Source organism: Dyadobacter sandarakinus, assembly GCF_016894445.1.
Classification (GTDB): Bacteria; Bacteroidota; Bacteroidia; order Cytophagales; family Spirosomataceae; genus Dyadobacter; species Dyadobacter sandarakinus.
Window position 1 is genome coordinate 5,351,289 of sequence record NZ_CP056775.1, and the last position, 22,056, is coordinate 5,373,344.

General features: G+C 49.7%; 16 protein-coding genes. 6 read left to right on the forward strand and 10 right to left on the reverse strand.

Going from position 1 to position 22,056, the window contains the following annotated elements; genetic code table 11:
* Positions 1 to 12: 12 nt before the first annotated feature.
* The 3 genes from HWI92_RS22105 to HWI92_RS22115 all read left to right on the forward strand — a co-directional run bounded on the left by HWI92_RS22105 (position 13) and on the right by HWI92_RS22115 (position 5,412).
* On the forward strand, positions 13 to 1,737 hold the full coding sequence (locus HWI92_RS22105) for a T9SS type A sorting domain-containing protein (protein ID WP_204659349.1): 1,725 nt from the start codon (positions 13 to 15) through the stop codon (positions 1,735 to 1,737).
* Positions 1,738 to 1,928: 191 nt separating this feature from the next.
* Complete coding sequence (locus tag HWI92_RS22110) at positions 1,929 to 4,052, forward strand: bifunctional aldolase/short-chain dehydrogenase (RefSeq protein ID WP_204659351.1); 2,124 nt, start codon at positions 1,929 to 1,931, stop codon at positions 4,050 to 4,052.
* A gap of 76 nt (positions 4,053 to 4,128) precedes the next feature.
* Positions 4,129 to 5,412: a sugar isomerase gene (locus HWI92_RS22115; RefSeq protein WP_204659353.1), complete on the forward strand. Its 1,284-nt coding sequence runs from the start codon at positions 4,129 to 4,131 to the stop codon at positions 5,410 to 5,412.
* A gap of 55 nt (positions 5,413 to 5,467) precedes the next feature.
* On the opposite strand, the gene HWI92_RS22120 is transcribed toward HWI92_RS22115, so the two are convergent.
* Entirely contained in the window at positions 5,468 to 6,487 is a 1,020-nt protein-coding gene (locus HWI92_RS22120) for a GntR family transcriptional regulator (RefSeq protein ID WP_204659355.1), read from the reverse strand.
* Positions 6,488 to 6,603: 116 nt separating this feature from the next.
* Positions 6,604 to 7,836 (reverse strand): DUF6600 domain-containing protein, encoded by a 1,233-nt coding sequence (locus HWI92_RS22125; protein ID WP_204659357.1) that lies wholly within the window; start codon positions 7,834 to 7,836, stop codon positions 6,604 to 6,606.
* A 128-nt stretch (positions 7,837 to 7,964) separates the two neighbouring features.
* Between HWI92_RS22125 and arfB the strand changes: the two genes are divergently transcribed.
* On the forward strand, positions 7,965 to 8,372 hold the full coding sequence (gene arfB, locus HWI92_RS22130) for an alternative ribosome rescue aminoacyl-tRNA hydrolase ArfB (RefSeq protein WP_204659359.1): 408 nt from the start codon (positions 7,965 to 7,967) through the stop codon (positions 8,370 to 8,372).
* A gap of 18 nt (positions 8,373 to 8,390) precedes the next feature.
* Positions 8,391 to 9,629 (forward strand): MFS transporter, encoded by a 1,239-nt coding sequence (locus HWI92_RS22135; RefSeq protein ID WP_204659362.1) that lies wholly within the window; start codon positions 8,391 to 8,393, stop codon positions 9,627 to 9,629.
* On the opposite strand, the gene HWI92_RS22140 is transcribed toward HWI92_RS22135, so the two are convergent.
* From HWI92_RS22140 to HWI92_RS22155, 4 genes are all read right to left on the reverse strand, one after another.
* Positions 9,626 to 9,967: a DUF6984 family protein gene (locus HWI92_RS22140; RefSeq protein ID WP_204659364.1), complete on the reverse strand. Its 342-nt coding sequence runs from the start codon at positions 9,965 to 9,967 to the stop codon at positions 9,626 to 9,628. The two genes, HWI92_RS22135 and HWI92_RS22140, sit on opposite strands and share 4 nt — an antisense overlap.
* A 23-nt stretch (positions 9,968 to 9,990) precedes the next feature.
* Positions 9,991 to 11,040, reverse strand: a complete 1,050-nt coding sequence (locus tag HWI92_RS22145; protein WP_204659366.1) for a hypothetical protein — start codon at positions 11,038 to 11,040, stop codon at positions 9,991 to 9,993.
* 158 nt (positions 11,041 to 11,198) lie between these two features.
* Positions 11,199 to 14,627 (reverse strand): DUF7133 domain-containing protein, encoded by a 3,429-nt coding sequence (locus HWI92_RS22150; RefSeq protein ID WP_204659368.1) that lies wholly within the window; start codon positions 14,625 to 14,627, stop codon positions 11,199 to 11,201.
* Between the two features lie 92 nt (positions 14,628 to 14,719).
* Positions 14,720 to 15,283, reverse strand: coding sequence for a Uma2 family endonuclease (locus HWI92_RS22155; protein ID WP_204659370.1), 564 nt, complete (start codon positions 15,281 to 15,283; stop codon positions 14,720 to 14,722).
* Positions 15,284 to 15,580: 297 nt separating this feature from the next.
* Here HWI92_RS22155 and HWI92_RS22160 point away from each other — a divergent pair, with 297 nt between their 5' ends.
* On the forward strand, positions 15,581 to 16,885 hold the full coding sequence (locus HWI92_RS22160) for a hemolysin family protein (protein ID WP_204659372.1): 1,305 nt from the start codon (positions 15,581 to 15,583) through the stop codon (positions 16,883 to 16,885).
* Here the strand turns inward: HWI92_RS22160 and HWI92_RS22165 are convergent, their stop codons facing one another.
* The 4 genes from HWI92_RS22165 to HWI92_RS22180 all read right to left on the reverse strand — a co-directional run bounded on the left by HWI92_RS22165 (position 16,886) and on the right by HWI92_RS22180 (position 21,926).
* Positions 16,886 to 19,234, reverse strand: a complete 2,349-nt coding sequence (locus tag HWI92_RS22165) for a PDZ domain-containing protein (RefSeq protein ID WP_204659374.1) — start codon at positions 19,232 to 19,234, stop codon at positions 16,886 to 16,888.
* A gap of 22 nt (positions 19,235 to 19,256) precedes the next feature.
* Positions 19,257 to 19,946 carry an SDR family NAD(P)-dependent oxidoreductase gene (locus HWI92_RS22170; protein ID WP_204659376.1) on the reverse strand — a complete coding sequence of 230 codons (690 nt, stop codon included), beginning with the start codon at positions 19,944 to 19,946 and terminating at the stop codon, positions 19,257 to 19,259.
* Between the two features lie 4 nt (positions 19,947 to 19,950).
* Positions 19,951 to 20,823, reverse strand: coding sequence for a UTP--glucose-1-phosphate uridylyltransferase GalU (gene galU / locus HWI92_RS22175; RefSeq protein WP_204659378.1), 873 nt, complete (start codon positions 20,821 to 20,823; stop codon positions 19,951 to 19,953).
* A gap of 107 nt (positions 20,824 to 20,930) precedes the next feature.
* Entirely contained in the window at positions 20,931 to 21,926 is a 996-nt protein-coding gene (locus HWI92_RS22180; protein WP_204659380.1) for a mevalonate kinase family protein, read from the reverse strand.
* Positions 21,927 to 22,056: the final 130 nt, after the last annotated feature.

The window sequence follows — 22,056 nt, forward strand, 5'->3', positions numbered from 1 at the left end:
ATCATACCTGCCATGAAATTCATTGTATTCGCGTGCCTGTTCCTGAAGGCTTTTTCAGGCGCTGTTTTTGCCCAGGGCTCACTGGAAGGTGACCGGCAGGCGCTGGCTGCGATTTACAATGCGAATAATGGTGACGACTGGTTTGCCAAAAACGGCTGGAACGTGCCGGGCAAGCCGGGCGACAATCCTTGCGGCTGGGAAGGGGTGGGCTGTACCGGCGGGCGTGTAACAACACTGGATGTCTCAATCAACAATCTGTTTGGTGTGATTCCGCCCGAAATCGGCAACCTGAGCGAGCTGAGGGTTTTGAACATGACGGGTGCAGGAGCAGAACTGATGCCGTTGCAAGGCAACATTCCGGTGCAGCTGGGAAACCTTCTCAACCTTGAAGAGCTGTACCTGTCCGGTAATACGTTTGACAAAGAAAATATAAGTGTTATCGGCAAGCTGACGAAGCTGCGCATCCTGGAAATAACCCCTTACTGGGAAATTCCGGATGCATGGAGTGGTCTTGTCAATCTGGAAAGTTGTATTCTGGCAAATCTGGAACCGCTTCCGAGTTCACCTGAGATATCCTTTCCCAAAGTCGTTTACCAATTTACCAAGCTAAAAAAACTGGTGCTGTCTGGTATTAAATATCGGGACGGTCTGGATAGTAATATCGGAAAGCTGGTAAACCTGGAAGAATTACGGCTCGGAAACATGCAGGGGCAGCTTCCGGCAGCGATCGGCAACCTGGCAGCATTGAAAGTGTTATATGCCAGGCACGGGAACCTGGTAGGAAGTATCCCTGCGACGTTCGGCAATCTGACAAACCTGGAATTGCTTGATTTATCAGATAATGCATTGAGCGGCACCGTCCCGGACCTTACAACGCTGGCGGTCAGCGCAACGATCAATATCAGCGACAACCAGTTCTCATTTGCAGGATTGCCGCAAAATCTGCCGGTTTTGGATGTATATAGTCCCCAGAAAATCTTTAATGCCCGGATCATTGTGCCACTCTCCGGCTCGTCGGGAGCAGGGGGTATTATGGAAGTACCCAACAGTTTTCGTCAATCCGGTAATACCTATTATTGGTTCAAGGACAATGTTCTGCAAGCCTCCGGCCAGACTGCCGAGTTTGAATATTTTTTTGCGTATATACTCAACAGTACTTACCGCCTTGAGATTACCAACAGTAATGTTCCTCAGTTGAGGCTCCGGAGCTATGACTACACGGTGCAGTCATTACCAGTTACACTCGTATCATTTTCAGGGCGGGAATCTCCATCAGGTAATCTCCTTACCTGGCATACCGCAGCCGAATTGGACAATGCCGGCTTTGATATTGAGCGCAGCCGTGACGCAAAGATTTTTGAAAAAATCGGCTTTGTCGATGGTAACGGTGACTCTGAAGAAAACCACCACTACCGGTATCTGGATCAGGATCCGTCCGGAACGACCTACTACCGCCTGAAACAGCTTGATCATGACGGAAGTTTTCAATATTCGGGCACGGTTTCCGTGAAGAATGCAGGGTATGGTCTTTCCATTTACCCTAATCCGGCAAGTTCAGTGGTAACAATTTCCGGTCACACGGATACTCATGCTGTCGGCATTTATCATTCCAATGGTACAGCAGTTGCCCGTAAGGCCTTGTCTTCAAAAAAAACTTTTGATATTTCCGGACTACCCGCGGGCCTTTATACGCTAATGATTGGCAACGTTCCCAGAAAGCTTCTGATCCAGAATTAGGCTTTTATTTCTACAACTTCCTTATCTCACATTTATTCTCCATTTATTTCAAATGCAGGATACGGCAGGACGGTGCGTATAGGGAAGTTTTCTAATCTTGTGAGACCCTGAGGCAGTAACACACACTGCGGAAAAGTCTTTCAGGAATAATACGCTCAACCACGGAAAAGATAAAAAATCAACTCGGAAATATGGACAGCATTAAAGAAACCCAGTACAAGTATGTAAGTTATTTATGGGATGAGGAGAAAGCGGCTTCGCTCGGGGACGATCAGGTAGCGCTTCTTCTTTACCGTTCAAACCTGCTGGGTGCCGACTTGCGCCTCACTAACTACGCCGGCGGGAATACCAGCTGCAAGACCATTGAAAAAGACCCGCTCACAGGTAACCCCGTGGAGGTAATGTGGATCAAAGGTTCAGGCGGCGATATTGGTACCCTCACCCGCAGCGGATTGGCCGGCTTGTACGTGGATCGGCTGCATAGTCTTAAAAACATATACCGCGGACTGCAGTTTGAGGACGAAATGGTGGAGCTCTTCAACCATTGCATTTATGATCTCAAATCCAAAGCACCTTCCATTGATACCCCACTGCACGGATTACTTCCTTTTAAACATATTGATCACCTTCACCCCGATGCTCTGATTGCCATTGCAGCATCAAAGGACGGCGAAGCGATTACCAGAGAACTATTTAAAGGCGAGCTGGCGTGGGTACCCTGGCAGCGTCCGGGTTTCGACCTTGGTCTGAAACTTGAACAGGCGCTGAACGAAAATCCGGGCATTCGCGGCATCGTACTGGGCGGCCACGGCCTGTTTACCTGGGGTGATACCGCCTACGAATCATACATCAATACACTGGATACCATTGAGGCTGCTTCCGAGTACCTTCAGGAAAATTACGGAAAAGCCCGGCCTGTATTTGGCGGCCAGCGCTTGGAAAGTGAGCCGGCAGAACGCAGGAGTGATATTGCCGGTAAACTGGCACCTTACCTCCGCGGACTGGCTTCCGAGCAGCAGGCAATGATCGGTCACTTTACGGATGATGCCCGTGTACTCGAATTCATCGGCAGTCACGATCTGGACAAGCTGGCGCCGCTGGGTACCAGCTGCCCCGACCACTTCCTGCGTACCAAGATCCGCCCGCTCGTACTGGATCTTCCATTTGAGCTGCTGGATGCCACCCCACAGGAAATCCTGGATAAAATCCGCCCTCAGTTTGAGGCATATCGCGCTGACTACCAGGCATACTATGATCGCTGCCGGCATTCCAACAGTCCTGCCGTACGTGACCCTAATCCTGTGATCATCCTTTTGCCGGGTGTGGGGATGTTCTCTTTTGCAAAAGACAAGCAGACAGCGCGCGTAGCAGCCGAGTTTTATATCAATGCCATCAATGTAATGAAAGGTGCAGAGGCAATCTCGTCGTATGTATCCCTTCCTGAGCAGGAGGCATTTGACATTGAATACTGGCTGCTCGAAGAAGCCAAGCTGCAAAGAATGCCCAAAGAAAAATCCGTGTCCCGCAAGGTTGCATTTGTAACCGGCGGCTCGGGCGGCATCGGCAAAGCCATCGCTGCCAAGTTACTCCAGGAGGGTGCCTGCGTAGTTATTTCTGACATTGACCAGCATGCACTTGCTGAGACCAAAGCTGAGTTTGATGCAAAATATGGCAAGGATTTCTCCGATACAACCATCGCCAATGTTCTTGAAGTAGACCAGATCAAAGAGGCTTTGAAAGCAACCAAGCTGAAATACGGAGGAGTGGATATCGTCATCAACTGCGCCGGCTTGTCCATTTCAAAACCGCTGGCCGAAACCACCATCAAGGATTGGGATATTTTGCAGGATGTTTTGGTAAAAGGTCAGTTCCTGGTTTCGCAGGAAGCTGTTGCCATCATGCGCCAGCAGGGCCTGGGAGGTGATATTGTTAACATTGCAAGTAAAAACGGTATCGTATCGGGGCCTAATAATGTGGCTTACGGTACTGCCAAGGCTGCCCAGCAGCATATGACACGCCTGCTTGCAGCAGAACTTGGCCCGGATAGGATCCGCGTCAATGTGGTGAACCCTGATGCTGTGATTGCAGGAAGCAAAATCTGGGAGAGCGGCTGGGCTGCGGGCCGGGCCAAAGCCTATGGCATCAAAGTGGAAGAGCTGCCTGCCTACTACGCTAAAAGAACAGTACTGAATGCCGAGATCCATACCGAAGACATTGCCAACGGTGTGTACATTTTTGTGAGCGGATTGCTCAGCAAAAGCACTGGAAACGTCATCAACGTGGATGGCGGCGTTCCGGCGGCATTCTTAAGATAATAGTCAATTTGCCGGGTGAAAGGTTTTCCGGAATGTAACCAGGAAGGAAAACCTTTTCATGCTAAACCCCTGAACCATGAAGATCGAGCAATATCAGATTGACCAGCATAATGACGGCCTGCTGTCCAGTCACAACAACCAGTACGTATATACCAAAGAGCTGCTCGGGGAGCAGGGTATTTATGCGGATGAAGTTGTAAAAGCGCTGCAGGACTTCCAGGTAGCTATTCCCAGCTGGGCTTTGGGTACCGGAGGCACGCGTTTCGGACGGTTTTCCGGCGGAGGTGAACCACGCTCTCTGGAAGAAAAGATTGAAGATGTTGGCTTGCTGCATGCGCTTAATCGTTCAAGCGGATCTATTTCCCTGCATATTCCCTGGGATATCCCCGAGCAGCCAAAGGAGACCATCCAGTTGGCATCGTCACTCGGGCTGACTTTTGATGCAGTCAATTCCAATACTTTTCAGGACCAGAAAAATCAGGAGCTTTCCTACAAGTTCGGTTCACTGTCCCACGTGGATGCCGGTGTGCGAAAGCAGGCGGTTAACCATAACATTGAAGTTATAAAATACGGCGAGCAGCTTGGTTCCAAGGCATTGTCTGTCTGGCTTTCAGACGGGTCCTGCTTTCCGGGACAGTCCAGCTTTGTCAAGGCATTTCAGTATACGCTGGAATCGCTGCAGGAAATATATGCCGCACTTCCCGATGATTGGAAAGTATACGTGGAGTACAAAGCATATGAGCCCAACTTTTACTCAACCGTTATTCAGGATTGGGGTAGTTCGTTACTTTTTTGTCAGAAACTGGGTCCTAAGGCTGATGTGCTGGTGGATCTGGGCCACCATCTGCCTAATGCAAACATTGAGCAGATTGTGGCTACCCTGATGATGGAAGGGCGTCTGGCCGGGTTTCATTTCAACGATTCCAAGTACGGCGACGATGACCTCACAGTGGGCAGCATCCGTCCGTATATGCTTTTTCTGATCTTCGTGGAGCTGGTAGACGGTATGCGTCGTGCCAATCGCGGCAGCAGCAGCTATGCCTGGATGATCGATGCGAGCCACAATGTGAAGGATCCCCTGGAAGACCTGCTGCAATCTGTGGAAGCGATTCTGATCTCCTATGCAGAGGCTTTGCTGGTAGACAGGAAAAAGCTGGAACAAGCCAGGAGCGTCAATGATGTGGTTCTTGCGCAGCAGATTTTACAAAATGCATTCAGAACGGACGTGCGCCCGCTGGTAAGAGAGGCCATGCGCCAGAGCGGCGGGGCCATTGATCCTGTCGGACTGTTCAGGCAGGTCGGTGTGCGCTCGGAACTGATGAACGAGAGAGGCAAAATAACCGTGGCAACGGGTTTATGATATCAAAATCAATAATTTAGTTAGGTCTGTTTCTTAATCGCTTTGAACATTTTGTTTAAAGCGATTTTCTTTTGATGAGGGTAAAAGGATTTTTAACAATCGCCCGCTTGTTTTCCTTGATCAGCTCGGCTACGGTTTTGCCCATTTGCTCATGGTCCGTGGAGATGGTGGTAATGCCGTCAAGCAGAATTTCTTTCAGAGGAGTTTCATTATAGGAGATGATGCCCACGTCTTTTCCTACTGCAAGCTGCTGCTCCCTGCATTTCTTGATCAGGTTCACCAGGTCATTTTCCTCTACCACGATATATGCAGTACGCGGTACCACCGTACTGTTTTCATTGAAATCGTAAATAATTTCATGCTGAAACTCGTGCTGTATGCAAAAAATGCGGAAACCTTTAATAATCTCCTTAGGGTAGGGGATAAGGGTTGGAAAAATAAGGATCAGCTTATTATACACTTTCAGCAGGTCCACGGCCTCATTCAGGGCTGAAACAATGTCCTTCTCAAAATTCTGGTATACCGATGAATGCTTTTTGCTGTTCAGCTCCACATCCTTGTCGATCAGGATGAGCTTTTCGGGCGGGATCATTTTCAGGATTTCAACAGCCTCTTCCGATTTTTCATAGAAATGCGGCATGATCACGTAGTAGTCGTACTCGCCAAGGCTGTTTTTAATCAGGTTTTTAAAAATATTGGTATTGGAATGATGGATATGCAGGTCCACATTTACATTGCGCCCTATGTTTTCCACCAATGCATTGTAAATCTGCTTTTTATAATTACTGATCTTATTGAAAACAAGCAGAATACGCACGCTCGTCTCAATGTCCACACGATTGATAAAATATCCTTTTCCCCGCACGGAGATCAGTACACCATCCTTGATCAGGTGCTTGTAAGCCTTTTCCACCGTGTCCCGCGAGAGCAAGTATTCTTCACTCAACTGGTTAATGGACGGTATTTTGTCACCTCTTTTCAGCTTTCCCTTACTGATCGCCTGAAGGAGGGACTTGATAATCTGCATGTACTTGGGGGCACTCTCCTTGAATTCAATGTCAAACTGGATTTCCATTTAAGGTTGCGGGTTTTGGTTGCCTCGGCCAGCAGTATACCGGCACTATATATACAAAACAACCCGCCGGAAAATACTACTTTTCCAGGCGGGTTTAATATCAAAATCACATATGCTTACCGGGGCGACCGGCTGCTGCGTTCGGTTGCACCACCCGAGCTGCGTCCCTGGCTTTCACGTGCGCCGCCATTACCCCGGTCATTGCCTCTTGGCTCAGACGATCTTTCCTGCCGGTTTTCGCGCATCTGAGGAGCTTCACTCCGGCGTTCCTGACGGTTGTTGTTGCGTTCAGGAGTGTAAACGGGAGCCCGCTGTTCCCGGGCCGGCTCCGACGGGCGGCTGCGCTCACTGTTACGGTTTTCAAATCCGCCGCGGTCAGGGGCCGGACTACGATCGCGTCCGAAGCGGTCATTGCCACCGTCATTGTTGGATGGGCTCTCATACCGGTTATTGGACGGGATCCCGCGTCGGCTGGCCTCGTTTCCGGTGCGATCACTCCGGTCATAATCCGGGCGTTCGTTGCGGTAGCCCGGGCTCGGATAGGCATCTCTGCCAGTGCGGTTGCTCTCAGCTACTCTTCCGCGGTTATCATAACGGTCATTACCCCTTTCACCAAATCCCGCGTCATTGCGCTGGTTACCTCTTCCCGACTCTGCAACGATTACCCTGCCGCGACCACGGGGTGATGCATCAATGGTGCGTATGGGCACATCCCGGCGGGTAACCCGCTCAATCTCGTCACGGCGCGGGCCGTATACATAGGTCCGGTTGTTGCTCCGGTAATAATTGTTAATGATCACGGTCTGGTTATAATAGTGCGAAACACGGTTGCGGGGTGCGCAATAGTAGTTCCACCTCGGGCTTGTAATATATCGCTGTGGTACAAATACCCACCAGAAGGAAGGAATATTGACAGCAACGTTGATGTTCACCCCCGGACCCAGCGGCGCCCAGCCATAGTATCCGCCGCCCGAGCGCCAGTTGACCCAGGCCGGTCCCCATTCATAATCCGGTACCCAAAACCAGCCTACATAGTCATCAAAAGACCAGCGGCCATAGTGAAAAGGCGCCCAGCCCCAGTCATAATCGGAAACCCAGGTATTGCCGTACTCGGTTACCTCCCAGTATCCGTTGGTAGAGTAGGGCTGAAAACCCGAGGGAACATCAGGCACCCATACCGATCCGAACTGCGGGTTGCGCACCCACCTGCCATAAGGAGAAAGGTCGTCGTAAAAAGTCTGGAAACTGATGTTCACGCCCGGTTGTGCAGAAGCACGCTCCGAAATGGTAATTCCTGCCAGCAGTATGACAGATAAGCCGAAAATCCGAAGCGCCCGTTGTATGTTCATGGCTATAAGATTTAAATGGTTGTCAGTTGGTAAAATCGACAGTTTGACATATTGATTTGTATTTGGTTTAACGAACTTTACAGCTCATTAGCTTCTGTTAACAACATATTAACAATATTTTCAGACGGATGATCAATCCCGAAATTTTACACACTGAATTAACCTTCCAGACAGCCCGGAGCGGCGGGAAAGGAGGGCAAAATGTAAATAAGGTAGAAACGAAGGTGGAGCTGCGGTTTGACATTCCTGCGTCGGCCATGTTAAGCGAAACGGAAAAGGAAATACTTTACGGCAAACTTGCCAGCAAGCTCACCAATGAAAAGGTACTGATACTCTACCACCAGACCGAGCGCTCCCAGCTTGCCAACCGCGATAAGGTTATTGCCAAATTTGATCAACTTATCCGCAAAGCATTTGAAGTGCAGAAACTTCGTAGACCTACCAGGCCGACCCTAGGCTCGCAGCTCGAACGCATGCAGGCCAAACAGCGGCGCTCGGCCGTAAAATCTTCCAGAAAGAAGACATTTGAAGAATAATATTGCTTTTACAAACCTATGCTTGCTGCACAAAAACCCACAATCAGCGCGGTTCTTACGTTACCAGTCATTGTTGCCTCACTTGGGTACTTCGTGGATGTTTATGATTTGCTGCTGTTCAACATCGTCCGTGTGCCCAGCCTCCAAGATCTCGGACTGAGCGAGGATCAGATTTCAACCATCGGGGCGGAGATTTATAACTGGCAGCAGGCGGGCTTGCTGATCGGTGGATTCATGTGGGGCATTCTGGGCGACAAGTTCGGGCGCAGATCGGTGCTTTTCGGTTCGATCCTGATGTACTCACTGGCCAATCTTGCCTGCGGATTTACCTATAATATGGATGCATATGCCATGCTCAGGTTCATAGCCGGACTGGGACTGGCAGGTGAATTGGGTGCGGGCATCACGCTTATTGCCGAAATACTGCCCAAAGAACTCCGTGGTTACGGTGCTTCCGTCGTAGCCAGTGTGGGACTGGCGGGTGCTGTTGCAGCATTCTTTGCCGTAAAGCTCACAGACTGGCGCACGGCTTATTTTATAGGAGGCAGCATGGGTATTATCCTGCTTATTCTCAGGATCAATGTCCTGGAATCTGCATTGTTTGAAAAAAGCCGGCAGAATCGCATGATCAGGGCAGTTCCCTGGTGGACGATCTTTACGCGGTCGTCCGTATTTTTCCGGTACATCAGGTGTATGGGTATTGGATTACCAACCTATATGGTCATTGGTATTTATGCAACCTTCGGGAATGAATTTGCAAAAGCATTGGGGCTTCCTGCCGATGTACAGGCAAGTACCTGCGTGCTGTACACCTATATAGGCATTGTAACAGGCGATTTTTTCAGTGGAATTCTGAGCCAGTGGCTGCGATCACGCAAGCAGGCTATTCTGATCATGATGCTGATGACGCTGGCGGGAGTATTATGGCTGTTATTCGGAGGCATATCCACACCGGCTCTGCTTTATGCCTGCTACGGCTGGCTGGGCTTCTCGATCGGGTACATCGCCATGTTCCTGACCACCACGGCCGAGCAGTTTGGTACCAACCTGCGTGCTACGGTCACAACCTCAGTGGCCAACAATGTCCGCGCTACTACCTTACTCACCCTGCCACTCTTCCAATACCTTAAACCGCATTGGGGTGTATTGCAGGCTGGCTCGGCGATAGGCGTCATCTGCTTTTCACTTGCATTGCTTTCATGGTGGAAAATGGAGGAAACCTACGGAAAGGACCTCGACTACCAGGAGACGATTTAGTCACCTACTTTCATGACGGTGACTTGGTCAGGAGAAGGATAGAGCAATAATTTAGAGAAATCCGTTTTCCAGAAATCAAGATCAAGCAGCTGATCACGAGTATCCTTAGTGAGGGTAATTACCACCGGGGTACCATCCGAGTCTTCATACTCAACTTGTATAAGATCCCCGGCATACGAATTAGGGTCGCCGCCCAGGCTTATACTGCCCATCTTGCCACCCTCATACTCATCTACCATGGTATTGAACGGGTAATCAATCGGGTCAAAATTCAGTTGTTCCAGCAGGAAATAGATCAGCTCTTTTTCATTTTCCCGGATAGGACGGAGGTTTTTCATTTTGGTAAAAAATAAAAAAATAACTATTGCGTACCAGCGGATGCTGCTTGCTCGGCCCGCCGCCACTTTTCAGCTTTTCGCGCCACAAACCAGAACGAGAGTGCCAGCAGCGCAAAGAAAATGCCGCTGTTGGTACGGTCCCAGAAATATTCGAAGTAGCGTGTATAAATGTTGAGCAGGAAAAACACGAGAGAAAGGTCACGCAAGGTATCCTGCTTGTATTTGAATGCATAAAAAATAAGTCCTGCCAGCACCAGCGTAAAACTGGCTGCCCAAAACCAGAAATGGCTTTGTCGTGTAACCTTCCAGCCGGCCAGGTCGTCGTAGTTGCCGAAGATGGAGAGTGTCCAGGCCGCCAGTAAAAACAGGAATATGCCGATGTTGTAGGTGACTTCCCTGACAAACGCCAGCGGACGCACGTAAGCCAGCAATGCAGACAATCCCCAGATTACCAGCCCAAAGAAGGTCATTCTCAGCGGGTAGTTCATGCCGAGAAAGCGATAGCCACCCTGCGACCACAGGTAGGTTTGCGCACCCCACCAGCCCGCCAGTGCGATAATCATCACGGTCCACAGGAGTGTCGAGCGCAGGAAAATGGCAATGCCTCCATATGCAGCCGCAGCAATAAACAGGGGCAGGGCATAGTTGCCATCAAAGCCGCCCAGACTTCTGGTCCAGTAAGTAATTGCCACACCCACGGCCAGCACAATAGCAATGTGATAGGTTTCACTACCGGAGCGGGCTGCGCCAATGCGGTTTTGGCGTCTTTTTGCAAGGTAAACAAACAACCCGGCGAGTGCAGTAAATCCAACTCCCACGACGGTTTCCGAGAATCCCCAGCGTTTTCGCAGCAGCTCAATCCATTTTTCATCAATAACCAGCGCGCCGAATGCCAGCAGTCCGCAGGATATGGCGGCAATGAGCGAGTACACAGCTACGGCGTCCATGTTGGAGTTTTTGAGCTGGTAGCTGCCTCTGAGCTCTTTGGCCAGCTCCGGGCTGATCCGTGCGGATTCTTGCCAGTATTGTATGGCATTACCAATCACTTCCGCCTCTTTCTTGTCCAGTTCCATAGTGTGATTAGGATGGTGTTAGTTAAAAGCTTCTAATTTATCGTTGAAAACAGCTTCCAGCTTCGCTTTTTTCAAATATATACATTCCAAAACGTATGTCAGTTCTTGCCTTAAAGCAAAAAAGTCCGGAGACTGGCTCCGGACTGATGCTGTGTGGTTTATCTCTTTTTCTGATTGGAAAGGAATTCGACAACGTCTCGGATTTCCCGCTTGGTCATGATATTACCCATCGGTGGCATGCTGGATGGTACGTTCTCGCGTTTGGCAATGCGTGATGTGGCGATTTTGAGAGGTTCGGCTTCCGAGGTTTTCAGAACCAGCTCGTGTTCATTTTCCTGACTAAGGATACCCGCAGCGCTGGTACCATCCTTCAACGTCAGCATCACCATCCCGAACCCGGGCGAAAGGCGTGCGCTCGGCTCAATCAATGCCTGCAGAATCTGCTCACGCGAAAGTACATTGCCAATGTTGGATAAGTTAGGACCCACTTCTCCGCCTTGTCCGCCAATGGAGTGACAGCGGACGCATTCTGCTGCTGAGCTCGTCATAAAGTACCTGCGGCCCACTTGTGCATTGCCGCCGTACAGCGCATCCTGGTAGTCGGCAACCGTGGCACCGGCAGTCCGCAGGGGCGAAAGCCGGGCTATCAATGTACTTGATTTGGTAGAATCCACAGCTTCTCCAAGATCGAGGGCGAGGCTTGGTGACAGCTTTTTAGCAGACAGCTCGTCAATCAGGTTACTGAAGATACCTTCTGTTTTGTCTACCGGAATGCGGCCCAGTACTTTCAGCATCTGCTGCTGCTCTTTTACGCTGCCCTTCTCGAAAATCGCCTTGGAAATATCTTCCAGTGCTGATTTGGACATATTGACACTCCCTACCATACCCAATGCAGCAGTGCGCACATCCGCGTCGGAGTCGGTCATTCCTTTTTTCATTACCGTCTCCATGTCTGCATATTTCAGGTCCTTCAATGCAATCAGCATGGCTGCGCGTACTTTCGGATCTTTGCTGGAGTCCAGTATCTTGGAAAGTGCAGCGTTATTGTCGGCAATGTTCAGGCTGGTCAGCAGCTGGGCTGCTGCTATCAGTATGGCAGGATCACTGTCAGCAAGAAGTCCGCTGATAATAGGCTGAACTTTTGATTTCAACCTGGCAGGATCATGCTCAAGAGGCCCGCGGTACCGGCCGTCCACACGGTCCATCACGGACGGACTGGCCCAAGTACCCAATGTTGCCAGGGCTTCTGCACGAAGCTCCTTGTCAACATCGCCGCGCTGCGAAAACGCAATCAGGTTATCGATCTGCTCGTCGGTACCTACGCGCAGTGCAGCATTAATAGCGCGGCGGATGAGCGGCTCAGAGGTAAACCTTTTTTCTTTCAATACTGCTGCCAAAGCCGGCAATGCAGGCGTAATCGAAAGGTCATCATTGATGCCCCGCGCAGCCTCAGTTACAATGTACTCGTCTTTGTCCTGTAAGAAGAGGCTGATCTTTTCATTTTTCATTCTTCTCAAAACCAGTACTCCGGCCAGGCGCAATGATTTGTCGGAATTGCTGGCCAGTGCAGCAATGGGTTCCACCTCTCCGATGCGCGACAATGCCAGCACGGCGGCGTGGCGCAGGTAGACATCTTCATCATGGTTGGCTTTCACCATATCCAGGAGCGGGTTTACGGCATCCTTGTAGCTGATGCGGCCCAGCGCCTGCGCGCTGTAAAACTGTACACGGGGATTTTTGCTCGACAACAAAGGGATAAGCAGCGGACCAGCCTCTGCAATGCGCGCGTCACCCAGCACTTTGACTGCCTGCGTAATGATTTCCTGATCCGAATCTTTCAGCAGGGTCATCAGCACATTGGCATAGGACTTATCCTGACGGGCAAGCTGGCCCATTCCCCAGATACCATGGATACGTTCCAGCTGGTTGCCAGTTTGTGCAATGGCTTTACTCAGGACAGGAGCGCCTTTCGCACCGCGCGCTGCCAGTTCAAACTGCGCTTTCTGGCGAATGCGCATGTCTGCATTGGAAAGCAATGTCAGCAGCATGTCGTCGGTCTGCTTTTCGTAGTCAAGCTGCATGAGGCGCTTGGTGATTGCACGAACATCTTTAAGATCGTTTTTGGCATCGGTTACATCAAGCCGCCAAACGCGCCCATAATTTTTGGTGTCCCAGCCATTGATCCAGTCGGCAACATACAATGCACCGTCCGGCCCGAAGCGAATACCGGTAGGCAAAATGCCGGTCAGGATGTTTTCTTCTCCGTCCACGACAAACGAGGCACCTTTTGGTTTCAGACCGAAAGACCAGATGGGCGAACGCGCAGGGTTCCCTACGAATTCAACCAGAAAAAACTTGTTTTTCCAGGCAGAGCCCAAAGCTGTACCCGGATTGTACTGCATACCGGTAGGACCATTGTGGAAGTTCTGGATAGGAGGAATGATGTAGGCTGCCTGACCTTCCCAGCGGGGTTTGAACAATTTTTCGTCCATCCACACCTTGTAGCTGTTGTTTTTCGGGTCGGTATATTTTCCGTACTGCCAGTTGGAACGCCAGCCAGCATCGGAGCCTTCCACCACGTGCACGAGCCTTTCACTCTCGCCGGGGTGGTCACCATCGTTGTCGGAGCTGATCAGGTTTCCGTACTCATCAAAAACAAACTCGTGGGTATTGCGGAGTCCGTGTGCGAATATCTCAAAGTCACTGCCATCCGGATTGGCGCGGGCGATGATGCCCGAGTTCGGATGTTCGTATTTCTTCCCGTCTGCGGTCGTGATATTGGCGCCGATGTCGCCAATGTTCCAGTATATTTTACCATCCGGACCTTCAATGGGATTGGACATGCCGTGACCACTGAATCCGATGTGCACACCATAGCCGTGGCTGATGGAGGTTTTTTCGTCCAGTACGCCGTCACCATTGGTATCTTTCAAGCGCCATACATCCGGAGCAATAGTTACGAATGCATCGTGAGCCCGTATCAGCAAGCCTCCCGCTACATCGGTTACTTCATCAAAAAAGTCGTTCAGAATGCGCGTGGATACGTCGGCAATACCATCATTATCAGTGTCTTCAATGCGCCAGACCTCGTCCTTCTCGACGGCAAGGTCCTTCCAATCGTGCGAGCCGTCACCATTAAGGTCTTTAAGCCATGAATTTTCCGTGCTTTTTTCGGGAGCAAAGGTCTTATGTAAAAACTTGCGGCGGTCTTCCACGGTCTGCAATCCGATGGATTCGGTCATCCAGTTCTGATGTCCGCGGATGTCAAATTCAGAATTTTTCTGGCGGTTTGTCCGGTTGAGGTACACACGTCCCTGATCGTCCATGGCAATTGCTACGGGGTCGGGGGCCAGGGAGTCGGATGCCCAAAGGTCGAGTTTGAGGCCATCAGCGAGTTTTACAACGGTTTTCTCACGAATTTCTTTGGCGCGGGCTTTACCGGTTGCTGCATCTTCCCGCACGACCAGGGCGGTGCTGTTGGTCTTGCTCGTGGGCCCGGATGGTGCCATTTTCATACAGGATACTACTGCGATAGCGGTAGTACCCAAAAGGAAAAAGGGATTTTTAAGTAGTTTTTTGGAACGCATTGAAAGTAATTTGATGCTAAGGGATTAGTAATTCCTTATTATAGGTTTGGTAAATAAATAATTGAGGGAATGTTATGGCAGGCTCTTATGCATTAGCTGGGGTTTTTTGAAAACAGCTGTTCTACTGTAATTTCAAAATCCGGAACTATGGGTGCTGCAGAACAGGTATCAGAATCTGTACAAATCTTGACATTCTTACGAGATGTATAAACATATACTACCTCATTTTCAGGGTAGATGTGCCAAACTACACGCACTGCCGCTAAAAAGTACTCCGCCAGCTTTTCCTCAACCTGCTCGGCATCATCATTGGGGGAGATTACTTCAATAACAAATTCAGGTATAGGCTCCTGATTTGAACTTTCGGAATTGTCAATCTGAGTACCGCTGAAAAAAGCCAGGTCCGGTCTTCGCAATTGGATGCCGGTAAGCATTACATCCTGCTCCATAATCAAAGCAGCACCTTTTGAAAAAGAAGAAGTTCGAAAAAACAGTTGCTGCAATTTTCTGATAAGAAACAGGTGTTTTTTCTTCATTTTCTCAAATCTGATAATTTCTCCGTCATTCCATTCATATTTGAATCCGTCAAGCGGCTCCCATTGAAGGAATGCTTCAAGAGAACCTGGTAATACCGATGATGGGGAACGAAGTATCATAATTGAGTTTTACTGTCTCTGGTAAACTTACTAAAAGGAAAGCTATTTTGCCACTCCGGCAAGCTGCCGGGCAGCTGATACTTGCAGGAAGCTGTGCGGCTACCTTCCATGTTGATTGCTCCTGTGATAGCATTGGTAGGGAAGCTCCCCTTAAACAGGCCCTTTTCCCTCATCCTATGCAACTCCGCATGGCCGCTTTTCGTATTTGAAAGTTAGGCAATATGCTTTTAATTTCTCAGTGGTACGGATTTTTGCTAAAATGCACATCGAACTTACTACCAAACATCCACAATCTGAATGGCCTTACAGGTACTTATTACACTCGTTCTCGTTCTTCTCAATGGTTTTTTTGTTGCTGCCGAATTTGCAATCGTTAAAATCAGGGCATCACAGCTGGAACAAAAGGCACAGGAGGGCAACAAAATGGCCATACTTTCCAAGCAGATTGTCTCAAACCTGGACGGATATCTGGCAGCTACCCAGTTTGGTATCACACTGGCCAGCTTAGGGCTCGGCTGGATCGGTGAGCCGGTCGTTTCCAAAATACTGATTAGTGGCATGGAGCTGGTAGGCATCAGCCTGGACCCCGAACTTGCACACCAGATTGCATTGCCCACTGCATTTGCCATTATCACGGTTTTACACATTGTCTTTGGAGAACTGGCTCCCAAATCCATTGCAATCCAGCGGCCTGAATCGACTACACTCGCCTTATCCTATCCCCTGCACGGATTTTTCCTGGTGTTCCGGCCAGTGGTTTGGCTGCTTAACGGCATAGCTAATGTGATCCTGAAAACCATCGGTATCACACCTTCGCACGGCAGCGAAGTGCATAGCAGCGACGAGCTCAGGTACCTTGTACAGCAGCAAAAGGAAAGCGGAATGATTGAGGCGGCGGATTATGATTTGATCAAAAACGCATTCAACTTTTCGGAGCGCCTTGCCCGGCAGATCATGATCCCGCGCCCGCAGATTGTAGGGATTGATATCAATGATTTTAATGAAACCAAGCTTGAAAAGATCATCGAGGAAGGGTACTCACGCATTCCGGTCTATGAGGATACGCTGGACCAGATTGTGGGTGTGCTGCATTTAAAGGATCTTTTACTTAAAATGCGGCAGGGGAAAGAGATCAAATTGCAGGAATTGGTCAGGCCTATTTCCACCGTGCACGCATCCAAACCCATTGGTGCATTGCTGCGCGACTTTCAGCTGAGCCGCCAGCAAATGGCCGTGATCGTGGATGAATATGGCGGTGTAGACGGTATTGTGACGATGGAAGACATTCTGGAAGAGCTCGTAGGAGAAATCCAGGATGAGTACGACAATGAAGTACCCGTCATCAAAAATGAGGGTGATAAAACCTACACGGTTCTGGGTTCAGCCTCCATCACCGACCTTAACGACCGCCTGCCGCACGACATTGAAAAAGCCGAAGAATATGAAACACTGGCCGGATATCTCATCTGGAAGTTCGGACGTATCCCTGCTGTTGGAGAAAAGCTGAAAACCAAACACTACGAGTTTACCATTCTCAAAAGACAGCGTAGTACCATCACGCAAGTGAAGATTGCCGCGATCGAGTCGCCGGGTATTTTCTGATTATTTTAGGTTGAGCGTCAGCCGGATCTTCTGCTGGTTGCGCATTACTTCCACCTCCATACGGCCCGTCCAGTTAATTTGCTGGCGAATACCCTCGAGCCTGACAATGTTATCCGCCTTTTCCTGATTGGCGGTTATGATTACATCATTGTTCTGCAATCCGCTGGCGGACAAAAGGCTTTGTGCAGGAACGTCCATGACTACAATGCCTTTCTCATCGGGCAACCCGAATGCCGAACGGTCGCCAAGGCCCTGCACATTCCTGATTTTGACGCCCAGCCACGTCATTTCGTGCATGTTCTTTTCCAGCTCCGCATTGAGCAGTACTGGGTATTGCACCTTCGCGGCAATCTTCTTTAAGCTTTCAATGCGTGTTCCGAAATCATTCATCGGGAAATTCTGAAAGCCTGTGGTCAATGCGGGGCTGCCCTGCCTGACCTGGTAATTTCCATGCTCAGAATCCATAAAGCCGGCATCGCCTGCTATGCTATGGCTGTCGGTACCATTCAGTTGCGCAGCTTTCAGGTCATTTTCATTGGGAAAAAGATTATAATCTACCTCTTTGCCCCATTGTTTTACCAAAATGGGAAAGTACGGACGCATCAAAATGTTCTTCCTGAATATATCGCCGCTTTTGTTAAACCATACATGCGGATGGAAAGAGTTGTTAATCAGGATGTTGTTTTCTGCTGTCCTGTAAAAACCCTCCCGGAATTTCAGTCCGCCGCTGAGTAATACATTGTTATAGATGTGGTAATTACTGCTTCCATCGTCCAGGTCAATGTCCCAGCCGTGATCGCAGCGAAACCGGTTGTTGCGGATTATGACCGTTTTTTGTGCATCGAGCAGGATCAGCTCAGGATGCAGGGCAGTGAGGCTGTCCATGGTCTTACGGTCGGGATGCCAGAACCGGTCGCGGCCCCAGGAGTTGAATGCGCCATGATCACCCGTTTCAAGTACCGTGTCGAACACGTCATTGTTTTCAATAACATGCCCGCCCCACGCTCCGTCACCAATGTTAATGCCGGCTCTGGGCACGCGGTAGATTGTATTGTGGCTCACCCGGATTTCCGAAGCCATTTCGATCTGCACGCCTGTACATTGTTTTTCTACACGCCCGATGTCGTGGATCAGGTTGTCCCGGGCGAAGCATTGGAGCGGGTAGTGGTCATTTTTAGGGCCGGGCGTTCTATCTATCTGATCAACCGGAATAAATTGCTCGTACCCGAATGCGGGTGATCGCACCGCTGAGCTGTCGCCTACAAAGCAAATTGCACTTGACCCGATCTGGTAAATGTGTGACCCTATGATGCCCGACTTTTTATTTTTACCGGTAAACATCACCGCATTCCCGCCCAGGTTTGTCAGGGCCGCATTTTTTACCAGGCAGTTTTCTGTATTTTCCAAAACGATTGCACCCCCGCGGTAAATCATCCAGTCACTGCGCAGGAGTGGTTCATAATGCTCCATGATCGTCCGCTTGGTATGCATAAACTGTAAACCGGCAAGCGTAACATTTCTGACGGGCTGTGTGGTGGTGCCTCTGAGCTCGGCAAGGTGTTTCAGGTCTGATCTTTCAATGACAGCTTTGTTAAGGTCGGTTCCGGGTTCCGGGATCAGGTAGAGGATTTTTTTCTTTTGATCAAAAAACCACTCTCCGGCCGCATTCAGTTCTTCAAAAATATTTTCTACAAAGCGCTCCTTCGGGTGCATCGGCGAGGGACGATTGTTTTGCCAGCCACCTTCCAGCTCCGGTGTACCATTCGTAATGCTTTTGATTTTGTAATGAAAGCTGCCCCATTCTCCCGAGTGCAGGGCATGTACGTACCCACCGGCTGGGCTTTTCCACCTGCTGGTAATTGCCGGCGATAGTGCATCCGCAGCAGTACCGTTGAAAACCCTCGCGGTACTGTCATAATCGGGATAGCGTGCCAGGTGCTGCTGTTTTCCGTTTACAAACAGCATTTCAAATGCATCCGCTTCGACTTGGGCCATCCAGATCGGCCCGCTGAATTGTTTCCATATCGCAGTAATGCGTTTGCCGGCACTCAGTACCACCTTTTCATTCTGGTAATTACGAATCGTGACGACTTTGGAGTGCGTCACCTCAGGTGTGATGACGAGGGGTTCATTAAGGTAGTAAGTTCCCTGCCTGATTTGTATGGTAACGTTTGCAGACTTACGCACGCGCACTCTGGCAAGTGCTGCGGCAAGTGTTTTCAAAGGTGCCGATAGGGTACCGGCATTGGCATCATTACCCGAAGTCGCTACATAAATATCCTGGCCCGGCGCATTAAAACCGCAGAGCATCAAGGTTGTTGCCAGCGTAAGCAGGTGTTTGAAATACATATCGCCGGTCGTAGGATGCCTCTCAGGCGTTGTTGTAAAGCTTAAGTATGGTCTGGCGCATTTTACTTCCGGTTGCTCCCAATGTAAATGCAATTGCCTCGGCCATGTCCGCTGCCGGGATCCATTTGGAAAAATCTGCATCCGGCATGGCGCTGCGATTGTCCGGCGTATCAATGATGCTCGGCACGATTACCGTAGCTGTAATGTCATGCTCTTCTCCCGTAGCATTGATCATTTCAGCTGTCTGGAAAAGCAGCGATTTGGAAAGAGCGTAAGCAAAGCTCGAAGCTCCCTGCTCTGCTACGATTGCAGGGCGTGCTCCAACCAGGACAAACTGCCCTCCGCCACTCGCTTTGAAATGTTCGAACAGTGGTTTGATAAGGTGAAATGCTGTGAAGAAATTGATGTTCAGCATGCTGGTAATATCCTCATCGGTAGTATCTTCCAGCTTGCCGGCAGCGTATCCGCCCGCCAGAAAAACACCTGCGTGAATCGTGCCAGCCGCAGCAATTGCAGCTGCCGCAAAATTGCCGGCCTCTGCAACTGACGTAAGGTCGGCAGGGTAGGTGTGCATGTTTTTTTGTCCTGCAAAAATACTTTCCCTGCCGGAACGAAGACTTACATGCAGTCCGTAGTCCAACCCCAAAAGTTTACTGACGACTGCCTGACCAAGATTGCCCGATGCGCCGGTGAGCAGGATCTGCTTTTGCATGATGTCAATGGTTTGTATTGGCAAGCAGTTCGTCCAGGAACTGCCGGAATGGTACGGCAAATTCTTTTCTCTTTAATGCAAATTCTACGGTCGTTTTCAGGTAATCGAGCTTGTCGCCGATATCATGACGTTTGCCTTCAATATGGTGGGCGTAAATGTTTTCTCTTTTTAAAAGCAGCAAAAGAGAGTCAGTCAGCTGGATCTCATTGTTTTTGCCCTTGGGTGTCTGCTCAATGGTGCTGAATATTTCCGGCGTAAGTACATATCGCCCTGCGATCGCAAGGTTGGACGGTGCCAGGTCAATCGCTGGTTTTTCCACAAGCGTACTCAGCTCCATAATCGAGTCGCTGAGTGCGTTGCCACCCACAATTCCGTAGCGGTTAACCTTATCGGCAGGTACCTGCTCAACGGCAATCACCGACCCGCCATATTGCTCATAAGTATCCATGAGCTGCTGCGTGACAGGGATCACGGAATCCATGATCGTATCCCCCAGCAGGACGGCAAATGGTTCGTTGCCCACATGGTGGCGCGCATAGTAAATGGCATCTCCCAGCCCATTTGCCTCTTTCTGGCGCACAAAATGCACATTGGCCATATCAGCAAGCCGCCGCATTTCATTAAACCACATCAGATCTTCCTTTTCTTCCAGCCGGCTTTCCAGCTCCACATTCCGGTCAAAGTGGTCCTCGATCGCTCGTTTTCCCTTTCCGGAAATAATAAGAATATCTTCAATGCCCGAGTCGACAGCTTCCTGTACCACATACTGAATGGTGGGAATGTCGATGATGGGGAGCATTTCTTTGGGCATTGACTTGGTAGCGGGCAAAAAGCGGGTTCCTAGTCCTGCTGCGGGTATTACGGCTTTACGAATCATGAGTGACTTTTGGCTTTCAGCTTTCGCTTCGGGCCTTTTCTATTTTGAAAGAATAAGTAAGAATCTGTTGATAGTTTATTTTGCTCTAACTGCCGACTGCCGACTGCCTAAACCACAAACGGCTTGATAACCCTGGCTCCATACTTTTTGAGTTCCACAAAAAGCTGGTTGAGCATGTCGTCACTGTGATAAATGCCGATAATCGTACCGCCTGAGCCGGCAAACTTAGCCGACGCGCCGCATGAGCGGGCTGCATTGATCAGCCTTTTATTGGATTCGGGCACATTGTAAATTTTGCACCTGAGATCAAAGTTTTCATTCATCAGCTGGTGTAGGTCGTGCGCCCTGCCTTCCAGAAGGGCTTGTTTTCCCTGCTCAGCTTTTCCTGCGATCTGGTTCAGTACATCCATTACTTCCTGCTCACCCCGGTCATAGCGGGTACGTACGTCGCTGTGGACCTTGCCGGATACTTTGCTGAGATTGGTATTGTAGGCGACATACAGGTTGGGGAGTAAAGCAGGGTCAATGCGCTCGTACCTGCCATGGCCTTTTTCCTGAATCATCTCTTTGTCAAAATCCATATACACGCAGCCTTCGTAACATTGGATAACGCGGTCCTGTAAGCCGGCTGTAATGCCCAGCTCCTCCGTTTCTGTCACCATCACAAGCTGGGGCAGGATTTCCAGTGGAATTTCCACTTTGTAAAACTGCATCAATGCCCGGAACAAAGCCACGATGATCGCGCTGGAACCTGACATGCCCACCTGCCGCGGAATCGAGGAGCGGTACCGGACCGTAAAGTTGCGGTTGGGAAGGCGGATACCTTCGTTTTCACAGTAGTCACCAAACTTTTTGATGCCTGCCTTGATCAGCGGAATGCCTCCGTTGTACCCAAGCATACTTACTGAGTCACGAAGGTGAAATATGCTTTTGAATGTACTGACATCCTGTGGCTGGGCTTCGATATGCAGCTCGGGCGACTCGTACAGGGAAATGGACGCACCGAAGTTTCTTACGGAAATGGAGATTGTTTTTCCAAAAAAACCATCAGAAGGGTTGCCTAACAATCCCGCGCGGGCATAGGCACGTGTTTCAATGATCAATGTAGCTTTTGTTTGGACCGGAATATAAATCTATGACGATGTAAAGCGGCTTTCCCCTTATGGTTTACTTTCTAATTGATTGCAATTTCTGAAGGAAAAGAAAACGATATGCATAAAAAAAGCGCGGTGT

Excerpts from the sequence above, each read along its gene's own strand:
- HWI92_RS22105 (WP_204659349.1), top strand. The coding sequence starts at position 13 with ATGAAATTCATTGTATTCGCGTGCCTGTTCCTGAAGGCTTTTTCAGGC.
- HWI92_RS22110 (WP_204659351.1), top strand. The coding sequence starts at position 1,929 with ATGGACAGCATTAAAGAAACCCAGTACAAGTATGTAAGTTATTTATGG.
- HWI92_RS22115 (WP_204659353.1), top strand. The coding sequence starts at position 4,129 with ATGAAGATCGAGCAATATCAGATTGACCAGCATAATGACGGCCTGCTG.
- HWI92_RS22120 (WP_204659355.1), bottom strand. The coding sequence starts at position 6,487 with ATGGAAATCCAGTTTGACATTGAATTCAAGGAGAGTGCCCCCAAGTAC.
- HWI92_RS22125 (WP_204659357.1), bottom strand. The coding sequence starts at position 7,836 with ATGAACATACAACGGGCGCTTCGGATTTTCGGCTTATCTGTCATACTG.
- arfB (WP_204659359.1), top strand. The coding sequence starts at position 7,965 with ATGATCAATCCCGAAATTTTACACACTGAATTAACCTTCCAGACAGCC.
- HWI92_RS22135 (WP_204659362.1), top strand. The coding sequence starts at position 8,391 with ATGCTTGCTGCACAAAAACCCACAATCAGCGCGGTTCTTACGTTACCA.
- HWI92_RS22140 (WP_204659364.1), bottom strand. The coding sequence starts at position 9,967 with ATGAAAAACCTCCGTCCTATCCGGGAAAATGAAAAAGAGCTGATCTAT.
- HWI92_RS22145 (WP_204659366.1), bottom strand. The coding sequence starts at position 11,040 with ATGGAACTGGACAAGAAAGAGGCGGAAGTGATTGGTAATGCCATACAA.
- HWI92_RS22150 (WP_204659368.1), bottom strand. The coding sequence starts at position 14,627 with ATGCGTTCCAAAAAACTACTTAAAAATCCCTTTTTCCTTTTGGGTACT.
- HWI92_RS22155 (WP_204659370.1), bottom strand. The coding sequence starts at position 15,283 with ATGATACTTCGTTCCCCATCATCGGTATTACCAGGTTCTCTTGAAGCA.
- HWI92_RS22160 (WP_204659372.1), top strand. The coding sequence starts at position 15,581 with ATGGCCTTACAGGTACTTATTACACTCGTTCTCGTTCTTCTCAATGGT.
- HWI92_RS22165 (WP_204659374.1), bottom strand. The coding sequence starts at position 19,234 with ATGTATTTCAAACACCTGCTTACGCTGGCAACAACCTTGATGCTCTGC.
- HWI92_RS22170 (WP_204659376.1), bottom strand. The coding sequence starts at position 19,946 with ATGCAAAAGCAGATCCTGCTCACCGGCGCATCGGGCAATCTTGGTCAG.
- galU (WP_204659378.1), bottom strand. The coding sequence starts at position 20,823 with ATGATTCGTAAAGCCGTAATACCCGCAGCAGGACTAGGAACCCGCTTT.